Annotated in this window: 12 protein-coding genes; 3 read left to right on the top strand and 9 right to left on the bottom strand. The window is 70.7% G+C overall.

Annotation, left to right across the window (positions count from 1 at the left end):
* Window positions 1-27: 27 nt before the first annotated feature.
* From ACI2L3_RS30840 to ACI2L3_RS30830, 3 genes are all read right to left on the bottom strand, one after another.
* Window positions 28-2,190 (bottom strand): discoidin domain-containing protein, encoded by a 2,163-nt coding sequence (locus ACI2L3_RS30840; RefSeq protein ID WP_404755676.1) that lies wholly within the window; start codon window positions 2,188-2,190, stop codon window positions 28-30.
* 138 nt (window positions 2,191-2,328) lie between these two features.
* Window positions 2,329-4,524, bottom strand: coding sequence for a discoidin domain-containing protein (locus tag ACI2L3_RS30835; RefSeq protein ID WP_404755675.1), 2,196 nt, complete (start codon window positions 4,522-4,524; stop codon window positions 2,329-2,331).
* Between the two features lie 106 nt (window positions 4,525-4,630).
* Window positions 4,631-7,405 (bottom strand): AAA family ATPase, encoded by a 2,775-nt coding sequence (locus ACI2L3_RS30830; protein WP_404755674.1) that lies wholly within the window; start codon window positions 7,403-7,405, stop codon window positions 4,631-4,633.
* 141 nt (window positions 7,406-7,546) lie between these two features.
* Between ACI2L3_RS30830 and ACI2L3_RS30825 the strand changes: the two genes are divergently transcribed.
* Both ACI2L3_RS30825 and ACI2L3_RS30820 read left to right on the top strand, forming a co-directional pair.
* Window positions 7,547-8,461 (top strand): MBL fold metallo-hydrolase, encoded by a 915-nt coding sequence (locus ACI2L3_RS30825; protein ID WP_404755673.1) that lies wholly within the window; start codon window positions 7,547-7,549, stop codon window positions 8,459-8,461.
* Between the two features lie 40 nt (window positions 8,462-8,501).
* Entirely contained in the window at window positions 8,502-9,992 is a 1,491-nt protein-coding gene (locus tag ACI2L3_RS30820; protein ID WP_404755672.1) for a carboxylesterase/lipase family protein, read from the top strand.
* Between the two features lie 72 nt (window positions 9,993-10,064).
* Here ACI2L3_RS30820 and htpG read toward each other — a convergent pair whose 3' ends face one another.
* The 5 genes from htpG to ACI2L3_RS30795 form a co-directional block, all read right to left on the bottom strand.
* Entirely contained in the window at window positions 10,065-11,921 is a 1,857-nt protein-coding gene (htpG, locus tag ACI2L3_RS30815) for a molecular chaperone HtpG (RefSeq protein ID WP_404755671.1), read from the bottom strand.
* Window positions 11,922-12,021: 100 nt separating this feature from the next.
* The gene (locus ACI2L3_RS30810) at window positions 12,022-13,197 is read right to left on the bottom strand and encodes a spore photoproduct lyase family protein (protein WP_404755670.1); all 1,176 of its coding nucleotides are present in this window, start codon (window positions 13,195-13,197) and stop codon (window positions 12,022-12,024) included.
* A gap of 168 nt (window positions 13,198-13,365) precedes the next feature.
* A complete protein-coding gene (locus ACI2L3_RS30805) occupies window positions 13,366-14,922 on the bottom strand; it encodes an amidase family protein (protein WP_404755669.1) in 1,557 nt (518 codons plus the stop codon).
* A 74-nt stretch (window positions 14,923-14,996) separates the two neighbouring features.
* A complete protein-coding gene (locus ACI2L3_RS30800; RefSeq protein ID WP_404755668.1) occupies window positions 14,997-15,260 on the bottom strand; it encodes an ANTAR domain-containing protein in 264 nt (87 codons plus the stop codon).
* A 533-nt stretch (window positions 15,261-15,793) separates the two neighbouring features.
* The gene (locus ACI2L3_RS30795; RefSeq protein ID WP_404755667.1) at window positions 15,794-16,576 is read right to left on the bottom strand and encodes a GAF and ANTAR domain-containing protein; all 783 of its coding nucleotides are present in this window, start codon (window positions 16,574-16,576) and stop codon (window positions 15,794-15,796) included.
* A gap of 252 nt (window positions 16,577-16,828) precedes the next feature.
* On the opposite strand from ACI2L3_RS30795, the gene ACI2L3_RS30790 reads away from it, so the two are divergent.
* Window positions 16,829-17,650 carry a VOC family protein gene (locus ACI2L3_RS30790; RefSeq protein WP_404755666.1) on the top strand — a complete coding sequence of 274 codons (822 nt, stop codon included), beginning with the start codon at window positions 16,829-16,831 and terminating at the stop codon, window positions 17,648-17,650.
* Window positions 17,651-17,734: 84 nt separating this feature from the next.
* Here ACI2L3_RS30790 and ACI2L3_RS30785 read toward each other — a convergent pair whose 3' ends face one another.
* Window positions 17,735-17,977: a hypothetical protein gene (locus ACI2L3_RS30785; protein ID WP_404755665.1), complete on the bottom strand. Its 243-nt coding sequence runs from the start codon at window positions 17,975-17,977 to the stop codon at window positions 17,735-17,737.
* Between the last annotated feature and the right edge of the window lie 229 nt (window positions 17,978-18,206).

The following is an 18,206-nucleotide window of genomic DNA, read 5'->3' as shown; positions in this document are numbered from 1 at the left end:
TCCCTTGCCGGGAGTGGCGTTGCCGCGTCAGCTGTAGACGCCGAATTCGTGGAGCGAGTAGCCCCAGCCCGTCCCTCTGGCCGTCAGGTGGAGACGGACGTACCGCGCGGTCTCGGTGACGTCGATGGTGTCGATGTCACCGTTGCCGCTCGCCGTGGAGTGCACCGTGCGCCAGGTGGTGCCGTCGTCGGACACCTGCGCCTCGTAGGACTTCGCGTACGCCGGGTCCCATACCAACTGCAGCTTGCGGATCGCGGTACGGGCGCCGAGGTCGACACGGATCCACTGCGGATCACTCCAGTCGCTGGCCCAGCGGGTCTCGGCCTTGCCGTCCGTGGCCTTGGCGGGCTCGCACGGGCAGTCGCCGTACGACTGCTGGTGGGAGGAGGCGGTGGTGGGCTTGTTCAGTGCGACGTTCGTGCCGCTGACCGGGGGCGCGACGACCTTGACGGACTTCGTCTCGATGCCGGCGTTGCCGCGGCCGTCCTCTGCCTGGAGGTACACCTTCCACACACCGAGCTTCTCGGGCGCCGTGACGGCAAACGTTCCATTGCCGGTGGAGCGCCACTTGGCCTCGATGAGCCGCTTGTCGCCGTTGGCATGGTTGCCGCTGAGGAAGATCTTGTATGTGATCGGGTCATCGTCGGGATCGCGTACGTCCGCGCGTACGGTGAACTCGCCGCCCGCCGGGGCCGAAGCGGCAGGGGTGGCGGCCATGTTCGTGATGACCGGCGGGGTGTTGTCCCCGGCGGTCGATCCGGTGTAGGCGCGCTTGACCGCGTAGTAGGAGAGGCGCTTCAGGCCGTCGGGCAGGAGGTTGAACCAGACGCCGCCGAAGTCGTGCTCGATGCCGTAGTGGAAGAGCGTGGCGCCCAGTGCGACGCCTCGGTGGCCGGTGACGCAGTCCCAGGCCTTGGTGTAGCCCTCGGCCTTCTGCACGTCGGTCGGCTCGTCGGGCACACCGTTGGCGTCGTCCGGCACCTCCCACTCACCGGCGGGGCCGCCTTCGGTGATGATGTACGGCTTGGTGTAGCCGCCCTCCTCCCAGTCCTCCCGCACGCCGCAGATGTCGCCGTAGGAGTTCATCGAGTACAGGTCGAGGTCGGGGGCGTTGCGCTTGTAGTACGGCCAGGCGCCCGTCCAGGCGTCGGTCGAGGTGACGGGATGGTCGGGGTCGATGCTGTGGATCTTCTTGGCGACGTCGTTGACGAAACTCGTGTAGGCGTTGCGTTGTGTCTCCAGCTCGGCCCCGCTGTAGCAGTTCTGCAGACCGAGCACCGACTCGTTGCCGACGTTCCACATGAGGGTCGCCGGGTGGTTCTTGTACTCCTGGACCCACTTGGCGAACTCGGTGAGCATGTTGTTCTTGTACGTGGTGTCGGTGGCGTAGTTGACGCAGCCGCCGGAGCCGGGACCGCCGCCGGGCCGCAGCCAGAAGCCGTTGACGACGCGGACGCCGTGTGCGGCGGCGCTGTCGAGCAGCGGCTTGGTGCCGCCATCGGTGCCCCAGGTGCGGATCGTGTTGACGCCCATGGATTTCACGTCGGGCATGTATTTGGGGGCGTCCGCGATGGCCGGCCCCCACGTCAGGCCCTTGACGGTGTAGGGCTGGCCACCGGCGGTCAGCTGCCAGTCGCCCTGTGAGCCGACGACCTCGACCGCGCCGCCGGGTGACGGATCGCCGCCCTTCTCGCCGTACACCTGGAACTCCCACAGGGAGTAGCCGTAGCCGCCGGACCGTTCGGTGCCCAGCATGCGGACGTAGCGGCCGGAGCCGGTGACGGCGATCTCGTCGGTGCCGCCGTCGCCGCCGGTGACGGTCTTCAGGGTCCGCCAGTCCGTTCCGTTGTCGGACGCCTGGATCTGGTAGCTCTTGCCGTGCGCGCCCTCCCAGGTAAGTACGGCGCGGCTGAGGTCGGACCGCTGCCCGAGGTCGACCTGGAACCACTGCGGATCGCTCCACCGGCTGGCCCAGCGGGTGGAGGTCAGGTTCCCGTCGACCGCCGCCGAGGGGGCGAATCCATCGCCTTCCTGCGAGGAGGCGGTGGCGGGCTTGCCCTGGGACAGCAGGGTGTCAGCCGCCTGGGCAGGTGGCGGAGTGATGAGGACGAGCGACGAGGCGATCAGCGCGCCGAGGGCGAGCAGCGGGACGGCACGGCGGCCGGCGGGTCTGCGGGATAAGAGGGCCATGGACACATCTGCTCCTGACGGATGGGGGGAGAGCCGACGGACGGAGACCTGGAAGGGCGCCTTGGCGCCCCCTCCGGGCCGGGAGAGCGGGGAAGACATCCGGCCCGGAGGGAGGTGTGACGGACAGGGCGGCCCGGATCAGGGAAAGGACTTGACGGTGGACGGCACGGTGGAGGTGCCGCCGGGTTCCGTGGACGCACCGGTGTCGTTGATGACGTGGTTGTAGTGGCCCATGCCGCCGAGGGATACCACGAGGAGGCTGTGGAACTTCACGCCGGGTTTGACGGGTGTCTTGAAGCCGTGGTCCTGTCGGATGCTCGGGTCGACGTTGTAGTTGCAGTAGCTGCCCAGACCCCATGCCTCATGGGTGTCCACCGAGTCGTCGACCCGGTAGGCGGCGTACCCCTTGGTCGAACCGTTCTGGATGGCTGCCTGGTTGGGGGCGTCGTACGCCTTCTCGTTCTGGTAGAAGATCGTCCGGCCGCGTTCGCCGTACCACTCGACGTCGTATTTGTTGAAGTGCTCCACGAACAGGCCGGTGGCCAGGACGTCGTCGCCGTTGACGCGGACGCCGTAGTCGGCCCGGTTGGTCTCCCAGCCGACGCCTTCACCGTGGTCGGCCCGCCAGACCCAGGTGTGGTCGATGATCGTGTCGTGGCTGTTGACCACCATGCTGGTGGTCGCCTTGCCGGCGCCCGCGCCGCCGATGCGGATGTAGACGTCCTGCACGGTGGTGGGGTTGGCCGCGTGGTCGGCGGACGCTTCCTGCGGACCGATCTCGAGCAGTGTCGGGGAGTTGACGGGTCCCGCGTCGATGAGGAAGCCGGCGAGCTTGACGCCGTCGACGTCGGCGACCTTCATGGCGGTCACGCCCTTGTCCGGGATGATCGTGGCGAGGCCGAGGCCCAGCACGATCGTGTCGGCCCGGTTGACGTTGATGGTCTGGTCCACGTGGTAGACGCCCGGGGTGAACAGCAGGTGCAGCCCCTGGTCGAGGGCGGCGTTGATCGTGGCCGCGGTGGCGCCGGGCTTGACGACGTAGAACTTGTTCAGCGGGATCGACTCGCCCTGCGGGGTGCCACTCCCCCACGTGGTGCCGCGCGCGTTGGTGCGCTTGGCGGGGGCGAAGACCTTGTACTCGTTGCCGTCCAGGTAGAGAAAGGGCTTTTCACGGGAGACGGGCGTCGTGGCGAGCGTGGTGTAACGGGGCTCGGGGAAGCTGGTGGCGGGAGCGCCCTCGACGCCCGAGAAGACCTGGTTCCAGACGCTGTTGGACCAACCGCCGATGGAGCTGTCGCGGGTGTACCACTGCTGCTGGGAGTAGTTGCCGACCTGGCCGTCGATCTTGCTGTCGGCGATGTAGCCGCCGCTGGCCCAGCCGTATCCGTTGGGCGCTAGGTTGAGCCCGCCCTTGACGTGCATCCGGCGGAACGACGCGGCTTGCGAAACAGCCCACCGATTGGTGCCGTTGACGGGGTTCACGGCGAGATTCTCCGCGCCGCGCCAGAAGTTCTGGGTGGCGTTGCCGTTGAACCATCCGGCATCGACGGTGATGTCACCGTTGATGGTCGTGTCATCGGGGCGCATGCCCAGGCCGAGGATCTGGGTGTAGAAGCCGATCTGGGCGTTGAGCTTGTCGTAAGTGCCCGGCTTGAACAGGAACGCATGCCGTCCCGAACCGAACTGCGCCGACTCCTGCTCCTTGAACACCTGGTCCAGCTTGGCCTGGATGCCCGGCGTGGACGGATCGAAGACATGCACGTTCGGGCCGAGGTCGCCGCCGCCCGGAATCTCCGGGCCGGGGTCGTCGCCGGTGGTGCCATAGACCTTGAACTCCCAGAGGGAGTAGCCGTATTGGGTCGCGCGGGCCGTACCGAGCATGCGGACATAGCGAGCGGCGCCGGTGACCTCGACGGTTTCCGTGCCACCACTGCCCGCAGTGGTGGAGTAGGCGGTCGACCAGTCCGAACCGTTCTGAGATGTCTCGATGCGGTAGGACTTGGCGTGGGCGACTTCCCATCGGAGCTCGACCTTGGCCAGGGAGGCCGACTTCCCGAGGTCCACGCGGATCCACTGCGGGTCGGAGGCGGCGCTCGACCACCGGGTGCCGGTGTCGCCGTCGACCGCGGCGGTCGCCGGCGTGCCGTGGTTCTCCTCGCTCGAGGCAGTGACCGGCTTGCCCTGCGACAGCAGCACGGGCGCGGCGTGCGCCTCTTCGGCGGGGGCGAAGGCGAGAAGGGCGGCTGTCAGAGCGGTGACCACCGCGCCGACGACGCCGCGGCGGCCGGGTCTGCGGCGCACGGACTCCGGTAAGAGTGTGGCGGCTTGAGGCATGGCAGGCTCCTCGACACAGAAGGAATGGGAGAGCGCTCTCCCGGCACCCTGCCCGCCCCGCCAACCCCGGTCAAGGTTCCGAACACGTCTTTTCTTTCATCTTTCATTAAGGTGTTCGTCTTGAGCGTCGTTCCTCTTGTCCGACGAGATCGCGCAGCTGGGAGCGGGCGGTGATGCCCAGCTTGGGGAAGGTGCGGTAGAGGTGTGAGCTGACCGTGCGCGGGGAGAGAAAGAGCTTTTCGCCGATCTCGCGGTTGGTCATCCCACGGGCGGCGAGCCGGACGATCTGCCGCTGTTGCGGGGAGAGTTCGGCGAGCGCGTCGGGGGCCGTGTCCGTGACGTCGAGGCCGGCGGCGCGTGATTCGGCCCGGGCGCGCTCGATCCACGGGCGCGCGCTCAGGCGGCGGAAGATCTCCAGGGCCTCGGTGAGGGGCCCGCGTGCCTCGGCGACGCGTCGGCGGCGCCGCAGCCACTCGGCGAGGTCGAGCAGGGTCTGTGCGTGTTCGAAGGGCCAGTACCGCAGCACCGGATCCGCCAGAGCCGCCCGGAAGTGCGGTTCGGCGTCCTCGGGGTCCGCCAGCAGGCCACGGGCGCGGCTGATCAGCGCACGAAGACGAGGTGAGGCGTTGTCGGCCAGCGCGGACGCCGCGTGCTCGACGATCGCTGCGGCCTCCTCGTGGCGGCCGCAGCGCACAGCGGCGGCGGCCAGGTCCGCGAGCGCCGGGTAGGAGGCGTGGTAGTGCGCGGGTGCGCCAGCTGCCGTGAAGACCATGCGGAGTTGGCCGTACGCGGTCTCGTAGGCACCTTCCGCCGCCGCGGCGGCACCGAGTGCGCGACGGGCGTAGACGGCGACCGAGCGGCTTTCCAGCGGGTCGATCAGAGTGAGCGCGTCTTCGGCCCGGGTCCGGGCGGCGGATGTCTCGCCCTGGAAGGCCAGCAGGGTGGCGTCCACGGCGGCCGCGCACGCCACGGCGTGGTCGAGGCCGGTCACCCGGCCGACCGCGGTGATGTGGGCGCAAGCCTCACGGGCCTGCTCCCACCGCCCTCGCTCCACATAGGCCCAGGCGACGGCGCCGCCCAGCCCCTCGGGCAGCGTTCCCCGCGCTTCCCAGCGGTCGAAGGCCTCGTCGAAGACACGGACGGCCTGCGGGGTCTCGTCCAGGAGCCACGCCATGATCCCGACGGCGGTGAGCCGCTCCGGCCGGGCTTTCGCCTCGACGGTCAACTGCGGGAGGAGGGCGAGGAGTCGGGGCCGGTTCGCGAAGGGGTCCGACACCGCTTCCACCCAGGTACGCAAGCCCGTGTGTGAGGCGGTCGCGGGAAGGCGCCGCAGGAGGTCCTGGATGCGGCGGCGCTGAGTGTCCTCTCCGGAGTAGAAACGGACCACGGCGGCGCCGGCCACGAGGTCGAGACCGTCCGCCGGCCGGGAGGACATCAGCTCCTCGGCCGCGTCGGCCAGCCGGGAGAAGACCACGGTGTGGCGCACGGTCAGGACCGCCAACCGGCCGGCCTGCACGGTGGCGGAGGCCAGCAGGGCCGCGTCGTCCGTCCGCGTGCGTGCCACAGCCACCAGTTCTTCGACCCAGGCGATGTCCCCGGTGTACGCGGCTGCCGCGGCGGCTTCGACCAGCAGCCGGGCGCTGTCCTCGCGCCGCGGTGCGAGTTCCGCGGCGCGCCGCAGGGCGTGGGCCGCCGCCGCGTGGCCGCCGCGGCGGCGGGCCCGGCCGGCGGTCCGCTCCAGCTCCGCCGCCACGGCCGCGTCCGGGTGGGGGCAGGCGGCGGCGAGGTGCCAGGCACGCCGGTCCGGTTCGCCCCGCAGCAGCTCGGCGAGGGCCAGGTGGGCCTCGCGCCGGGCGACCGCGGACGCCGCGTGGTACACGGCGGACCGGACCAGTGGGTGGCTGAACCGGATGTCCTGACCGGTCCGCCCGACCAGCCCTGCCTGCCGGGCCGGCAGCCAGACGGTGTCCTCGGCGCGCGGCAGTCCCGCGGAGACCGCGATCGTGGAGTCCGCGCTGTCCATGGCGGCCAGGAGCAGCAGGGCCCGCATGGCCGAGGCGGGGAGGCCGTTCAGACGGGCGGCGAAGATCCGCTCCAGGTGATCGGTGAGCGGAAGCGGGCCTGCGGACGGCAGGCCCGCGGCCGTGGCGTGGGCTGCGGCTGCCCCGGCCAGTTCCACCAGGGCCAGTGGGTTGCCGCCCGCCTGGTCGAGGATGCGCGACCGGGTGTGGCCGGTGGGACTCTTCGGCCGCAGGTCCAGCAGCCGGTTGGCCGCGGTGTCGTCGAGCGGTCCGAGGGGCAGCGTCGGCACGTGACGGTCGAATCCCGGGAGGTGATCGCCGCTACGGGCCCCGATCAGCATCGTGACCGGTTCGCCCGCCAACCGTCTGGCGGCGAAGGAGAGTGCGTCCAGGGAGGCACGATCGCACCACTGCGCGTCGTCCAGCACCACGAGCACCGGCTCGCGGTCCCCCAGGCCTGACAGCAGGTTCAGGACGGCGACCCCGACGAGCATGAGATCGGGCTCCGAGGTGGCCGGCCCCTCGCCGAAGGCGGCCCGTATCGCGGCACGCTGCCTCTCCGGCAGTCCGTCCACCTCGGCCGGCACCGGCCGCAGCAACTGATGCAGTGCGGAGAACGCCAGGCTCGACTCCGACTCGCTGCCCTGTGCCCGCAGTACGCGAGCACCGCCCGCTTCGGCCCGGCACACCGCGCGCTCCAGCAGCGTGCTCTTGCCCGTGCCCATGGCGCCGACCAGCATCAGCACCGGGTCGGCCGACGCCGGGTCCACCGCACGGTAGAGGCGTGCGAGTTCCGCGTCCCGGCCGACGATCAGCTGCCCCGAATCCGGAGCCGATTCCAAGTCCAGCTCCGGTGCCATGACCGCACCCTAGCCGCCCGGCCCGCCGGCCCTGCGCCCAGGTGCAGTCACGTTACGGATACCGCGGGCGTCGTGGCCGCTCGTACGGTCTCGGAAAACCTCCACTTTCCCGAGTCCCCCGAGAACGCCCGAGGACACCCCATGGAACAAATAACGCTCGGCAACGTCACCATCACCCGAGTGTGGGAGTACTTCGGTTCCGTCGAAATGACGCCCGACACCTTCTTCCCCGACATTCCGAAGGAATTGTGGGACGACCACACCTCCTGGCTGGCACCGCATTTCATCGACCCGGAGACAAGAATCGTCAACTCCGCGATCCAGACCTGGCTGTTGCGCAGCGGAGGCAGGACCATCCTCGTCGACACCGGCGTGGGCAACCACAAGGACCGCCCGTACGCGCCGGTCTGGAACCGCCTCGAAACAGACTTCCTGGCCAATCTCGCTCGCGCCGGCGTCGCGCCCGAGGACGTGGACATCGTGATCAACACCCATCTCCACATCGATCACGTCGGCTGGAACACCTATCTCAACGACCGGCAGTGGGTGCCCACTTTCCCCAATGCCACCTATCTGATGCCCAAGGACGATTTCGACTTCTGGAATCCCGAGAACAACCACAAGCCGCTGCTCGGCCGCGGCAATCAGAACGTCTTCGAGGACAGCGTGGCCCCGGTGCACCGGGCGGGCCAGACGCTGCTGTGGGAGAACAGCCACCATATCGACGTCGGCCTCCGGCTCGACGCGGCTCCCGGGCACACCCCCGGCTCCTCCGTGCTGACCCTCACCTCCGGGACGGATCGCGCGGTGTTCGTCGGGGACATGCTGCACAGCCCCGTGCAGATCCTCGAACCCGACTCCAACAGCTGCTTCTGCGAGGACCCCGCCGGCGCCCGCGCCACCCGCCGCAAGGTGCTCGGCTGGGCGGCGGACAACAACGCACTCGTGATCCCCGCGCATCTGGGCGGCCACGGCGCGGCTGAAGTGGCGCGCGAAGGGGACAAGTTCGCCGTCAAGGGCTGGGCGCCCTTCACCCCGTACACCCAGCAGGTCTGAGCCCCGCGGAAAGAGCGGACAGATCAGAAGGACACGAGACATGAGCCACCGATCCGCCCCCGTCGTCACCACGGCGCAGGGAGCCCTCCGCGGCTTGCGCCGGGGCGACACAGCCGCTTTCCTCAACATCCCCTACGCCGCACCACCCCACGGCGCCGGCCGGTTCGCGCCGCCCCGGCCGCACGAGCCGTGGGACGGCGTACGGGACGCCACCGTGCCCGGCCCCAACGCGCCGCAGGCCCGGCGCGAACTCGGCGACGTCGACATGTCGCCCTACTTCGGCACCGGCTGGAGCCGCGGCGAGGACTACCTCACCGTCAACGTCTGGACACCCTCCGCGCACAGCGGTGACCTGCCCGTCATGGTGTTCGTCCACGGCGGCGGATTCGTCGCCGGATCGACACGGTCCGCGCTGTACGACGGCTCCGCCTTCGCCCGCGACGGCATCGTCCTCGTCACCCTCAACCACCGGCTCGGCATCGCCGGGTTCCTCGACCTGCCCGGCGCGCCCGCCAACCGCGGCCTGCTCGACGTCATCGCCGCCCTGCACTGGGTCCAGGAGAACATCGCCGTCTTCGGCGGCGATCCGCACAACGTCACCCTCTTCGGCCAGTCGGCCGGGGCCACCGTCGTCGGCGGTGTCCTCGCCGCTCCCGACGCCTCGGGGCTGTTCCACCGGGCGATCATCCAGAGCGGCAGCGGACTGGGGGCGTTCACCACCGAGCAAGGCGCCCGCGTCACCCGGGCGGCCGCGGAAATCCTGGGCGTCGAGCCCCACGTCGACGCCTTCGCAACCATCTCCGACGACCGCCTGGTCGAAGCCGCCTCCGGGCTCGCGGGCATCGACCTGCGGACCGATACGCACCACGACCCGCTGCTCGGACTCAGCCCTCTCAGCCTGGTACTCGACACGCAGCCCGCCGAAGCCGTCGCCGCCGGCCTCGGCAAGGACGTCGACCTGCTCATCGGGACCAACGCCGAGGAAGGAAACCTCTATCTGGTTCCGGTGGGCAAGTACGCCACCTCGACCACCGGTGACGTCGACGACGCGGCCGCGCGCTCACACCCGGAACCGGCGCGTCTCGTCGAGACGTACCGGAAGGCACGGCCCGAGGCGTCCTCCGGTGAGCTGCGCTCCGCCATCATGGGCGACGCACTGTTCGGCGCGGGCAGCTGGGCGCTGGCCGGCGCGCACGCCGCCCACCCCGGGTCAGGCACCTACGCCTACGAGTTCGCCTGGCGCTCCCACGCCCTGGGCGGGGAGCTCGGCGCCACCCACGCGGTCGAGCTGCCCTTCGTCTTCGACGTCGCCCACCTTCCGGGGCTGCACGGGCCCACCGGCCTGCTCGGCCCCGACAAGCCCCCCGCGGATCTCGCCGCCCGCATGCACGAGGTGTGGGTCAGATTCGCCAGGACCGGCGACCCCGGCTGGGACCCGTACGACGCCGAGCGCCGGGCCACGATGCGCATCGACGCCGAGTGGACCCAGGTGGACGACCCTCGCAGCCAGGAGCGCCAGGCCTGGCACTGATCCTCCGCCCCGACTGCCGCGCGTACATCCGTACGCGCGGCAGCCGTCGTCACAAGACGTCGGGCGCCGGGCTCAGACCGTCTTGCTGAGGCGGTCGGCCAGCAGGGCCGCGAAGCGCGCCGGGTCGGCCAGGTCGCCGCCTTCGGCGAGCAGCGCCGTGCCGTACAGCAGCTCGGCCGTCCCGGTCAGCTCCGGGTCGTCGGGCCGCTTCTCATGCGCCGTCCTGACCGCGCTGACCAGCGGGTGCTTCGGGTTCAGCTCCAGGATGCGCTTGACCGGCGGGAGCTCCTGGCCCATCGCCTTGTACATCTTCTCCAGCGCCGGCGTGAGGCCGTCCGTGTCGCTGACCAGGCACGCCGGTGAGCTGGTGAGCCGGGTCGTCAGGCGCACCTCCTTGACGTCGTCGAGCGTCTCGTTGAGCCAGGCCAGCACCGCCGCGTACTCCCCGGCCTCCTCCGCCGACGGCTCCTCCTCGGAGGGCAGGTCCACCGCGCCGCGGGCGATGGACTGGAACTCCTTGCCGTCGTGGTCGCGGACCGCCTCGACCCAGATCTCGTCCACCGCGTCGGTGAGCAGCAGCACCTCGTACCCCTTGGCCCGGAAGGCCTCCATGTGCGGGGAGTTCTCGATCTGCGCGCGGTTGTCGCCGGTCATGAAGTAGATCTTGTCCTGGCCCTCCGGCATCCGGCCGATGTAGTCGGCCAGTGTGGTGGGCTCCTCGCCGGCGGTGGAGGCGAAGGACGCGATGTCGAGAATCGCCTTGTGGTCCTCCGCCCGGTCGAGGAGACCCTCCTTGACGGCGGGCCCGAACTCACGCCAGAACGTGCGGTACTTCTCGGCGTCCTTGCTCATCAGGTCCTTGATGGACGCCAGGATCTTCTTCGCCAGGCGGCGGCGGATGAGCTGGATGTGCCGGTCCTGCTGGAGGATCTCGCGGGAGATGTTCAGCGACAGGTCGGCGGCGTCCACGACGCCCTTGACGAAGCGCAGGTGATCGGGGAGCAGCTCACGGCTGTCGTCCAGGATGAACACCCGCTTGACGTACAGCTGGAGGCCGTGGCGGGCGTCGCGCTGGTAGAGGTCGTGCGGGGCCCGCGACGGCAGGAACAGCAGGGCCTCGTACTCGAAGGTGCCCTCGGCCCGCATCTGGATGATGTCGAGCGGGTCCGTCCAGTCGTGGCTGATGTGCCGGTAGAACTCCCGGTACTCCTCCTCGCTCACCTCGGAGCGCGGGCGGGCCCAGAGCGCCTTCATCGAGTTGAGGGTGGTCTCCCCCATCCGTACGGGGAAGGAGATGAAGTCCGAGTACCGCTTGACGATCTCCCGGATCTTGCCTTCATCGGTGTAGTCGTAGAGCGCGTTCTCCTCATCGGCGGGCCGCAGGTGCACATGGACCGACGTGCCCTCCGGAGCGTCCTCGACGGTCTCGATCGTGTACGTGCCGTCGCCGTCCGACTCCCAGCGCACCCCGGTCGGCTCACCGGCCTTGCGGGTGACCAGGGTGACCTTGTCGGCGACCATGAACACGGAGTAGAAGCCGACGCCGAACTGACCGATCAGCTCGGCCGTTTCCGGGGCCCCTTTACCCCCCTTGTTCTCTTTGTTCTCCTTCAGCCGGCGCAGCGTCTCGGCCGTGCCGGACTTGGCGATGGTGCCGATCAGCCCCACGACCTCGTCGCGCGTCATGCCGATGCCGTTGTCCCGCACGGTCAGCGTGCGGGCCTCGTTGTCGGCCTCGATCTCGATGTGCGGGTCGTCCGTCTTGAGGCTGTCGTCCTGCAGGCCGGCCAGGCGCCGCTTGTCCAGGGCATCAGAGGCGTTGGAGATGAGTTCGCGAAGGAAGATGTCCTTGTTCGAGTAGATCGAGTGGACCATCAGCTCCAGCAGCTGCCGCGCCTCGGCCTGGAACTCCAGCGTCTCGGTACTCATGACTTCCCTTCTGGTCGGTTGGTCTGTGCGACGACCACATTTTCCGTCACCCTTCTCCGTGGTGGTGCCGGGGTCGTCGCAGAAGGCATACCGGATCGGATCAGAAGGCGTACCGGACGCGCAGCCACGGGGCGTGCGTCGCCAGCAGCTCCCGCAGACGCGTCAGGGAGCGCTGTTTGACGTCCAGGGAGTAGCGCACGTTCAGAGCGCCGTTCTGTGAACGCTTGGTCTCCTGGATGTCCGGCTGCCACAGCACCTCCTCGGCACGGGGGTGCCACCCCAGGTTGACCTCGTGGAGCGCCTGGTTGTGCGTCAGCATGATGACCTCGGCCGCCGCCTGCTCCTTCACGCGGGCGGGCAGTACGTCGTCGAGGTGGGTGAGCAGATCGGCCCAGTCCCGCTCCCACCCCGGGCGCAGGACGACCGGCGAGAGGTTGAAGTGGACCTCGTACCCGGCGTCGAGGAAGTCGGCCGCCGCGGCGATCCGCTCGGCGACCGGGCTGGTGCGGATGTCCAGCAGCCGGGCGTCGTCGGCCGGCATGACCGAGAAGCGCACGCGGGTCCGCCCCTGGGGGTCGAGAGCGAGCAGGTCGGGATTGACGAACTTGGTCGCGAAGGAGGCCTTCGCCGTCGGCATGCCCCGGAACGCGGCGACGAGATCGGCGGTGTTGTCGCACACCAGGGCGTCGACGGAGCAGTCGCCGTTCTCGCCGATGTCGTAGACCCAGGCCCGCGGGTCGCACTGATTGGGCGTCGTCTTGGGGCCCTGGGCCCGCACGTGGCGCCGGACATGGGCCACGATCGCCTCGATGTTGGTGTAGAGGGTGATGGGGTTGGCGTAACCCTTGCGGCGGGGGACGTAGCAGTAGGCGCAGGACATCGCGCAGCCGTTGGAGGGCCCCGGCGCGATCCAGTCGGCGGATCTGCCGTTGGGGCGGGTCACGAGCTGCCGCTTGACCCCGAGGACGAGCGTCTCGGTCTTGACGCGCACCCACCGGGTGACGTTGCCGTCGTTCCCGTGCAGGGAGGGGATGCGCCAGTGGCTGTCCACCTCGGTCACGCGCACCCCCGGCAGCTGGGCCATGATCTGCCGGCCGCGCGGCGAATCGAGGGCTGCGGGCTCCGCGTAGACCTCGCGCACGTCGAGCAGCCGGCGCGCCTGCGGACTGTCCCGGAACGTCCCGTGCGCCGCCTGTGCCGGAGGGTCGTCCGGCCATGCGAACAGCGCCGGCTGCTCGGGCTCTCCCGAGGCGGGTCCTGGCACCGGCCGGTCCATGGTGTTCCTCTCCGCGCGGGCGCCGCACGGCCGGCCGGTGTGCGCGGGACCGTCCGGTGTCAGCAGGGCCCGTCCGGTGTGCGCAGGGGCTGCCACACCAGGCAGGGGCTGACACCCCGATCAAAGCGCACGCCGGCGCGGCCGTGCTGCCCACACGCCGGACAGGACCTAGCGACGGGGCTGTACGCCGGGCGTCGCGCCGGCCCCGCTCGTCGGCAGGTAGCGCGGCGCCCGCCAGGCGTTCAGGCGGTCCTCCACCGCGGCGCCCAGTGCCAGCAGCTCGGTGTCCTGGTGATCGCCGGCCATCAGGAGCACGCCCACCGGCAGCTCACCGACCGACCCCGCGGGCACCGAGAGGGACGGGTATCCGGCGACGGCCGCGGGGGTGGAGGACGGGATGACGTCGTTGTCGCCGCGCGCGCAGTCCGTCGTCCAGGCGGGCGGGTTCGTGGGTGCGGCGATGGCGTCAAGGCGGTGGGTGGCCATCGTCTCGTCGAGGGACCGCCGGGAGAGGTCCTTCAACTCGGCGCGCATCGCCCGGTACTCGGGGTCGGTGGTGGGCGGCGCCGCGAGGGCCTGTTCGAAGAGTTCCTGGCCGGCGAAGCAGGTCTGCTCCCCGGGGTGGGAGCGGTTGAACTCGATCAGCTCGGCGAGGTTCCGGGGGCCTTCGCGCGTGCCGAGGTAGGCGTCGATGTCCCGGTGGAACTCACTGAGCAGCGCGGGGAATTCGAGCTCGGCGAGCCGCGCCTGGTAGGGAGGCGTCACCTCCACGACCACGGCTCCGGCCTTGCGCAGCTTGTTCGCCGTACGGGTCATCACCGCGTCCACGTCGGAGCCGAGCGACGGCAGGCGCCACAGGCCGATCCGCTTGCCGCGCAGTCCGGTCGGCTTGCCGTGGTGAGCGCTCCGCTCGCCGCCGCTCAGTACCGAGAGCGTGAGCGCCGTGTCGATCACGTTGCGCGCCATGGGGCCCGCCGTGTCCTGCTCGGCGGAGATCGGCACCACGCCCGACTGGCTGACCAGGCCGAGGCTGGGCTTGTGGCCGACGACGCCGTTCATCCCGGCCGGGCAGACGATGGAGCCGTCCGTCTCGGTGCCGATCGCCACCTGTGACAGCGACGCGGCGAGCGCGGCGGCGGAGCCGGACGAGGAACCGCACGGGTTCCGGTCGAGGACGTAGGGGTTGTTGGTCTGCCCGCCCACCGCCGACCAGCCCGATGTCGGCTTGGCGGCGCGGAAGTTGGCCCACTCGGACAGGTTGGTCTTGCCGAGGATCACCGCCCCCGCCCTGCGCAGCCGGGTCACCAGCGCCGCGTCCGTCCCGGGCGGGCTCCCGGCGAGCGCGAGCGATCCTGCCGTCGTCGGCATGTCGCGGGTGTTCACGTTGTCCTTGATCAGGACGGGGATGCCGTCCAGCGGCCCGCGGGTCTCGCCGCGCCGGTGCCTGGCGTCGCTGGCGGCCGCCTGGCGCAGGGCCGTGGGGCTGGTGCGCAGCACCGAGTGGATCTTCGGATCGATCTTCTCGATCCGGTGCAGATAGGCCCGGGTCAGCGCCGACGAGGTCAGCGAGCCGCGCGCCATGCGCGTCTGTAACTCCGGGATGGTCACGGTGTCGAGGTCGACGCCGAGCCCGGTCGCGGCGTGCGCACCCGCGTGCGGTACGCCCGTCAGAAGGGACCCCGCGACAAGGGCGGCGGTCATTGCGGCAATGCTTCTCTTCCCCATGCGGCCCAGCGGACTACACCGGAAGCATCCGGCGCAAGGGTGCGGGGGACTGCCCGCGCGGGAGGCGCGAGCGGTCAGCGCGGGACGCGGGGTCCGTAGACCGTCTCGGGGGTGAGCGCCCGGCGGATGAGCGCGTGCGCGATGTCGCTGGGGCGTTTCCCGCTGCGGGCGCTGTAGCGGTGGAGGGCTTGCGTCGCGTCGGCGATGTCCAGGCCGCTGTAGGCGGCGAGGAGGCCCTTGGCCGTTTCCACGACGGCCTTCACGGACACGGCCGCCTGCACGTGGGTGAGGATGTCCTGCGGGCGGGTGGGCTCGGCGCTCCAGCGCACCACGGACACGGCGGTGACGTCCGCCAGCGCCTGCGCCAGCGCCAGCTCGTCGGCGCCCAGCTCGCGTACCGGCTCCTGAAGGAGCAGGTTGAGCGCGCCGACGGTCTGGGTGGGCGCGGATGGGGAGGGCGTAGGCGCCGTGGAAGCCGCTCGCGAGGGCGAGCGGCACGAAAGCGGGCCAGCGCTCGGCCTCGTCGGCCAGCCGGGGAGCCGTGACGTGCCGGCTGCCGCGCCAGGCGTCCACGCACGGGCCCTGGCCGCTCTGGAGCTGGATGAGCTCCAGCAGCCCGGCGCGGCCGTCCGAGACGGCCATGGTGCGCAGGTTCCCCCGCATGTCGCTCATGAGGATGCCGGTGGCCGAGGCGCCGGTGAGGGCGACGCAGTGGTGCGCCAGGCGGTCCAGCAGGACGGTGGGGTCGACCCCGTCGGCGAGCGTGTCGGTGAGACTGACGAGGGCCTCGGCGATGTGCTGCTGATGGCTGGTCATGGCTGTCTCACCGTCTCTGTGCTCACGCTGCTCACCCGGAGTGTCACCGATTCCTCTATTCATCGAGCACCACCCGCCGATGGATCACGTCTCGTGCCGCCTGGCTCAGAGTCTGGTCGTGCGAGAAGGCGTGGGCACGGAGGCGGGACAGTGCCTGCTGGGCATCGAGGTCGAGGATGTACATGATCATGCCGGTGGCCTGGTGCACCTCGGTGTGGTCGGTCTCGGCGCTCTCCAGCCATGAGTGGGGGCCGCTGCCGACCGTGGCGTCGGGCTGCGTCCCCTGGTTCCGGGCATGGCCTTCGAGCAGGGCCAGCGTGATGGCGTCGGCGGCGAGCAGACCGAAGCGCAGGTTCCGCCGGCTGAGCAGGCCGGCGCGTTTGCTGTAGAGGTCGAGTGTCCCGATCACCGAGGCCTCGCTGCCCAACGGCAGCGAGAACACGGCGCGCACGCCCAGTTCCATGGCCTGCTGCGCGAAGACCGGCCAGCGTCTGGCGTCCGTGCTCTGCGTCAGGTCCGCCGCCAGGACCGGAGCGTTGAGGAGGAGAGCCGTATGGCAGGGTCCGTCACCCAGGTCGTACTGGGTCTCGGCGAGCTGCCCCGCCACCGGGTCGCTCGACCACCACGTGGCCCGGATGTTCCCCGAGCCGTCGCTGAGGGTGATGGAGGCGCCGCTCAGATCCAGGAGCTCGACGCAGAGTTCGGACAGCAGGGCCGGGCGGCGGAGCGGGTCGGGCTGTTCCGAGGTGGCACGGAGAGCGGACGCGAAGCGCGCGAGGTCCCCCGGCTCTCCATCGTCGTCGGCGTCATCGGCGTCGCGAGGGTGAACGTCGCCCACCGCTCTCACCTCCCGCAGACACTGCCCCTGGGCATCATGATGCCACCCGCCCACACGGCACCGTGCGGCGCGCGCCCGCCGGGCGGGGCGGACACACCTGGGTCGTCGTCGGCCATGCCGAGTAGCATGGCAAGCGCCGGGAATCGGGGCGTATGCGCCGGTTGAGTGGCTCGGCACAGCAGCACGTACGAGAGCGGCTCGCCGGGCCGGCCGGCCCGCTGCCGCACCCCTCCCACCTGGACGTTGAGTGCGATGACCCCACACAGATCAACCACCTCCACCGCACACGCCACGACGAGCCGCGAGGTCGTCGGTGCGCCCTGCTGGGCGACCCTGCTGACACATGACCTGACGGCCGCCGAGTCCTTCTACGGCGCGGTCTTCGGCTGGACGTTCCGTCCGGCCCCTCTCGGCGAGGACTTCCGCGTCGCCGTCCACGAGGGCAGGCCCGTCGCCGGCATCGGCTCACTCGCCTCGGCGCTGCGGGTCCCCGTCGCGTGGACGCCCTACTTCGCGGTCGAGGACGCGGACGAGACGGCCGCGCGCATCCGTGAGCGCTGCGCCACCGTCGCCGTCGGACCGCTCCGGTTCCCGGTGGGCCGCGGGGCGCTCGCGGCGGACCGGGACGGCGCCGTCTTCGGCATCTGGGAGGGCCGGATCGTCTCCGACTGGCACTCCTGGCGCGCGCACGCGCCCGTCTGGCTCCGGCTGCGCTCGCCGGACGCGTTCGAAGCGGCCATCTTCTACGGCCAGGTCCTCGACTGGGCCTCCGGGCGGCCCGGTTCCTGCGACGTGGACTACGAGAACGACGAGGTCGTCCTGAGCCAGGAGGGCACGGTGCTCGCCCGGCTCCGCTCAGGAGCCGTCGAAGCGGCGCGCGACCCGGCCGACCTGCCCCGCTGGGAAGTCCACTTCACGGTGGCCGATCCCGAGGCCACGGTGCGGACGGCGCTCGACCACGGCGGGTCCGTGGTGCGGCGCGTCGACGGCCAGGACGGTCCCGCGATCACCATCCGCGATCCCGAGGGCGGGATCCTGACCGTGACGGCGCGCGTGGCCCCGCGAAGTGACTGAGAGCCTGTCTTTGAAGCGCGTTGCCCCGCGAGGCGATTGAGCTGAGCCTCGCGGGGCTGCTGAACAGAGCGTTACGGGCGGCCGTTACGGGTGGTCGGGGCGCTCCTCGGGCGGCGTGCCGCCACCGGGGCCGCCGCCCTTGTCACCCTTGTCCGTCCCGTGGGCGTGCGCGCCGGCCCGGCGGGATCCGCCCGGCTGTCGCGCCTTGAGTTCGGCGCTGTCCTGGGGGGTCGCTCCGCCCTTGTCACTGCGCCGTTGTTCGGGCTGCTGCGGGTTCGACATCGTCTTCGCTCCCCTCGCGCGGTGCGGTTCGTCCGGTCGTTCCATGCTGCCACGGCACGGCGCTCCGGTCCCGCCGGGAATCCCGCGGCGGAATCGGTCCTGAAGCGCCGTGCGGGATCGGCGCGTATTCTGGTGGCGTAAGAACGCGCCGAGAACGCGCTGAGAACGCACGGTTCCGCCGCCGACCGCGGCGACAAGCCCCACCTTGAGGCCCGTCTCTCCTCCAGGGCCCGTCTCTCTTCCGAGAGCCCACCACGCCTGCCCCCCATACGGA

It is taken from the genome of Streptomyces sp. NPDC029674, from assembly GCF_044903205.1.
Lineage (GTDB): Bacteria > Actinomycetota > Actinomycetes > Streptomycetales > Streptomycetaceae > Streptomyces.
Note: the sequence above shows the minus strand (reverse complement) of the source record. Positions and strands in the feature narration are given on the sequence as shown.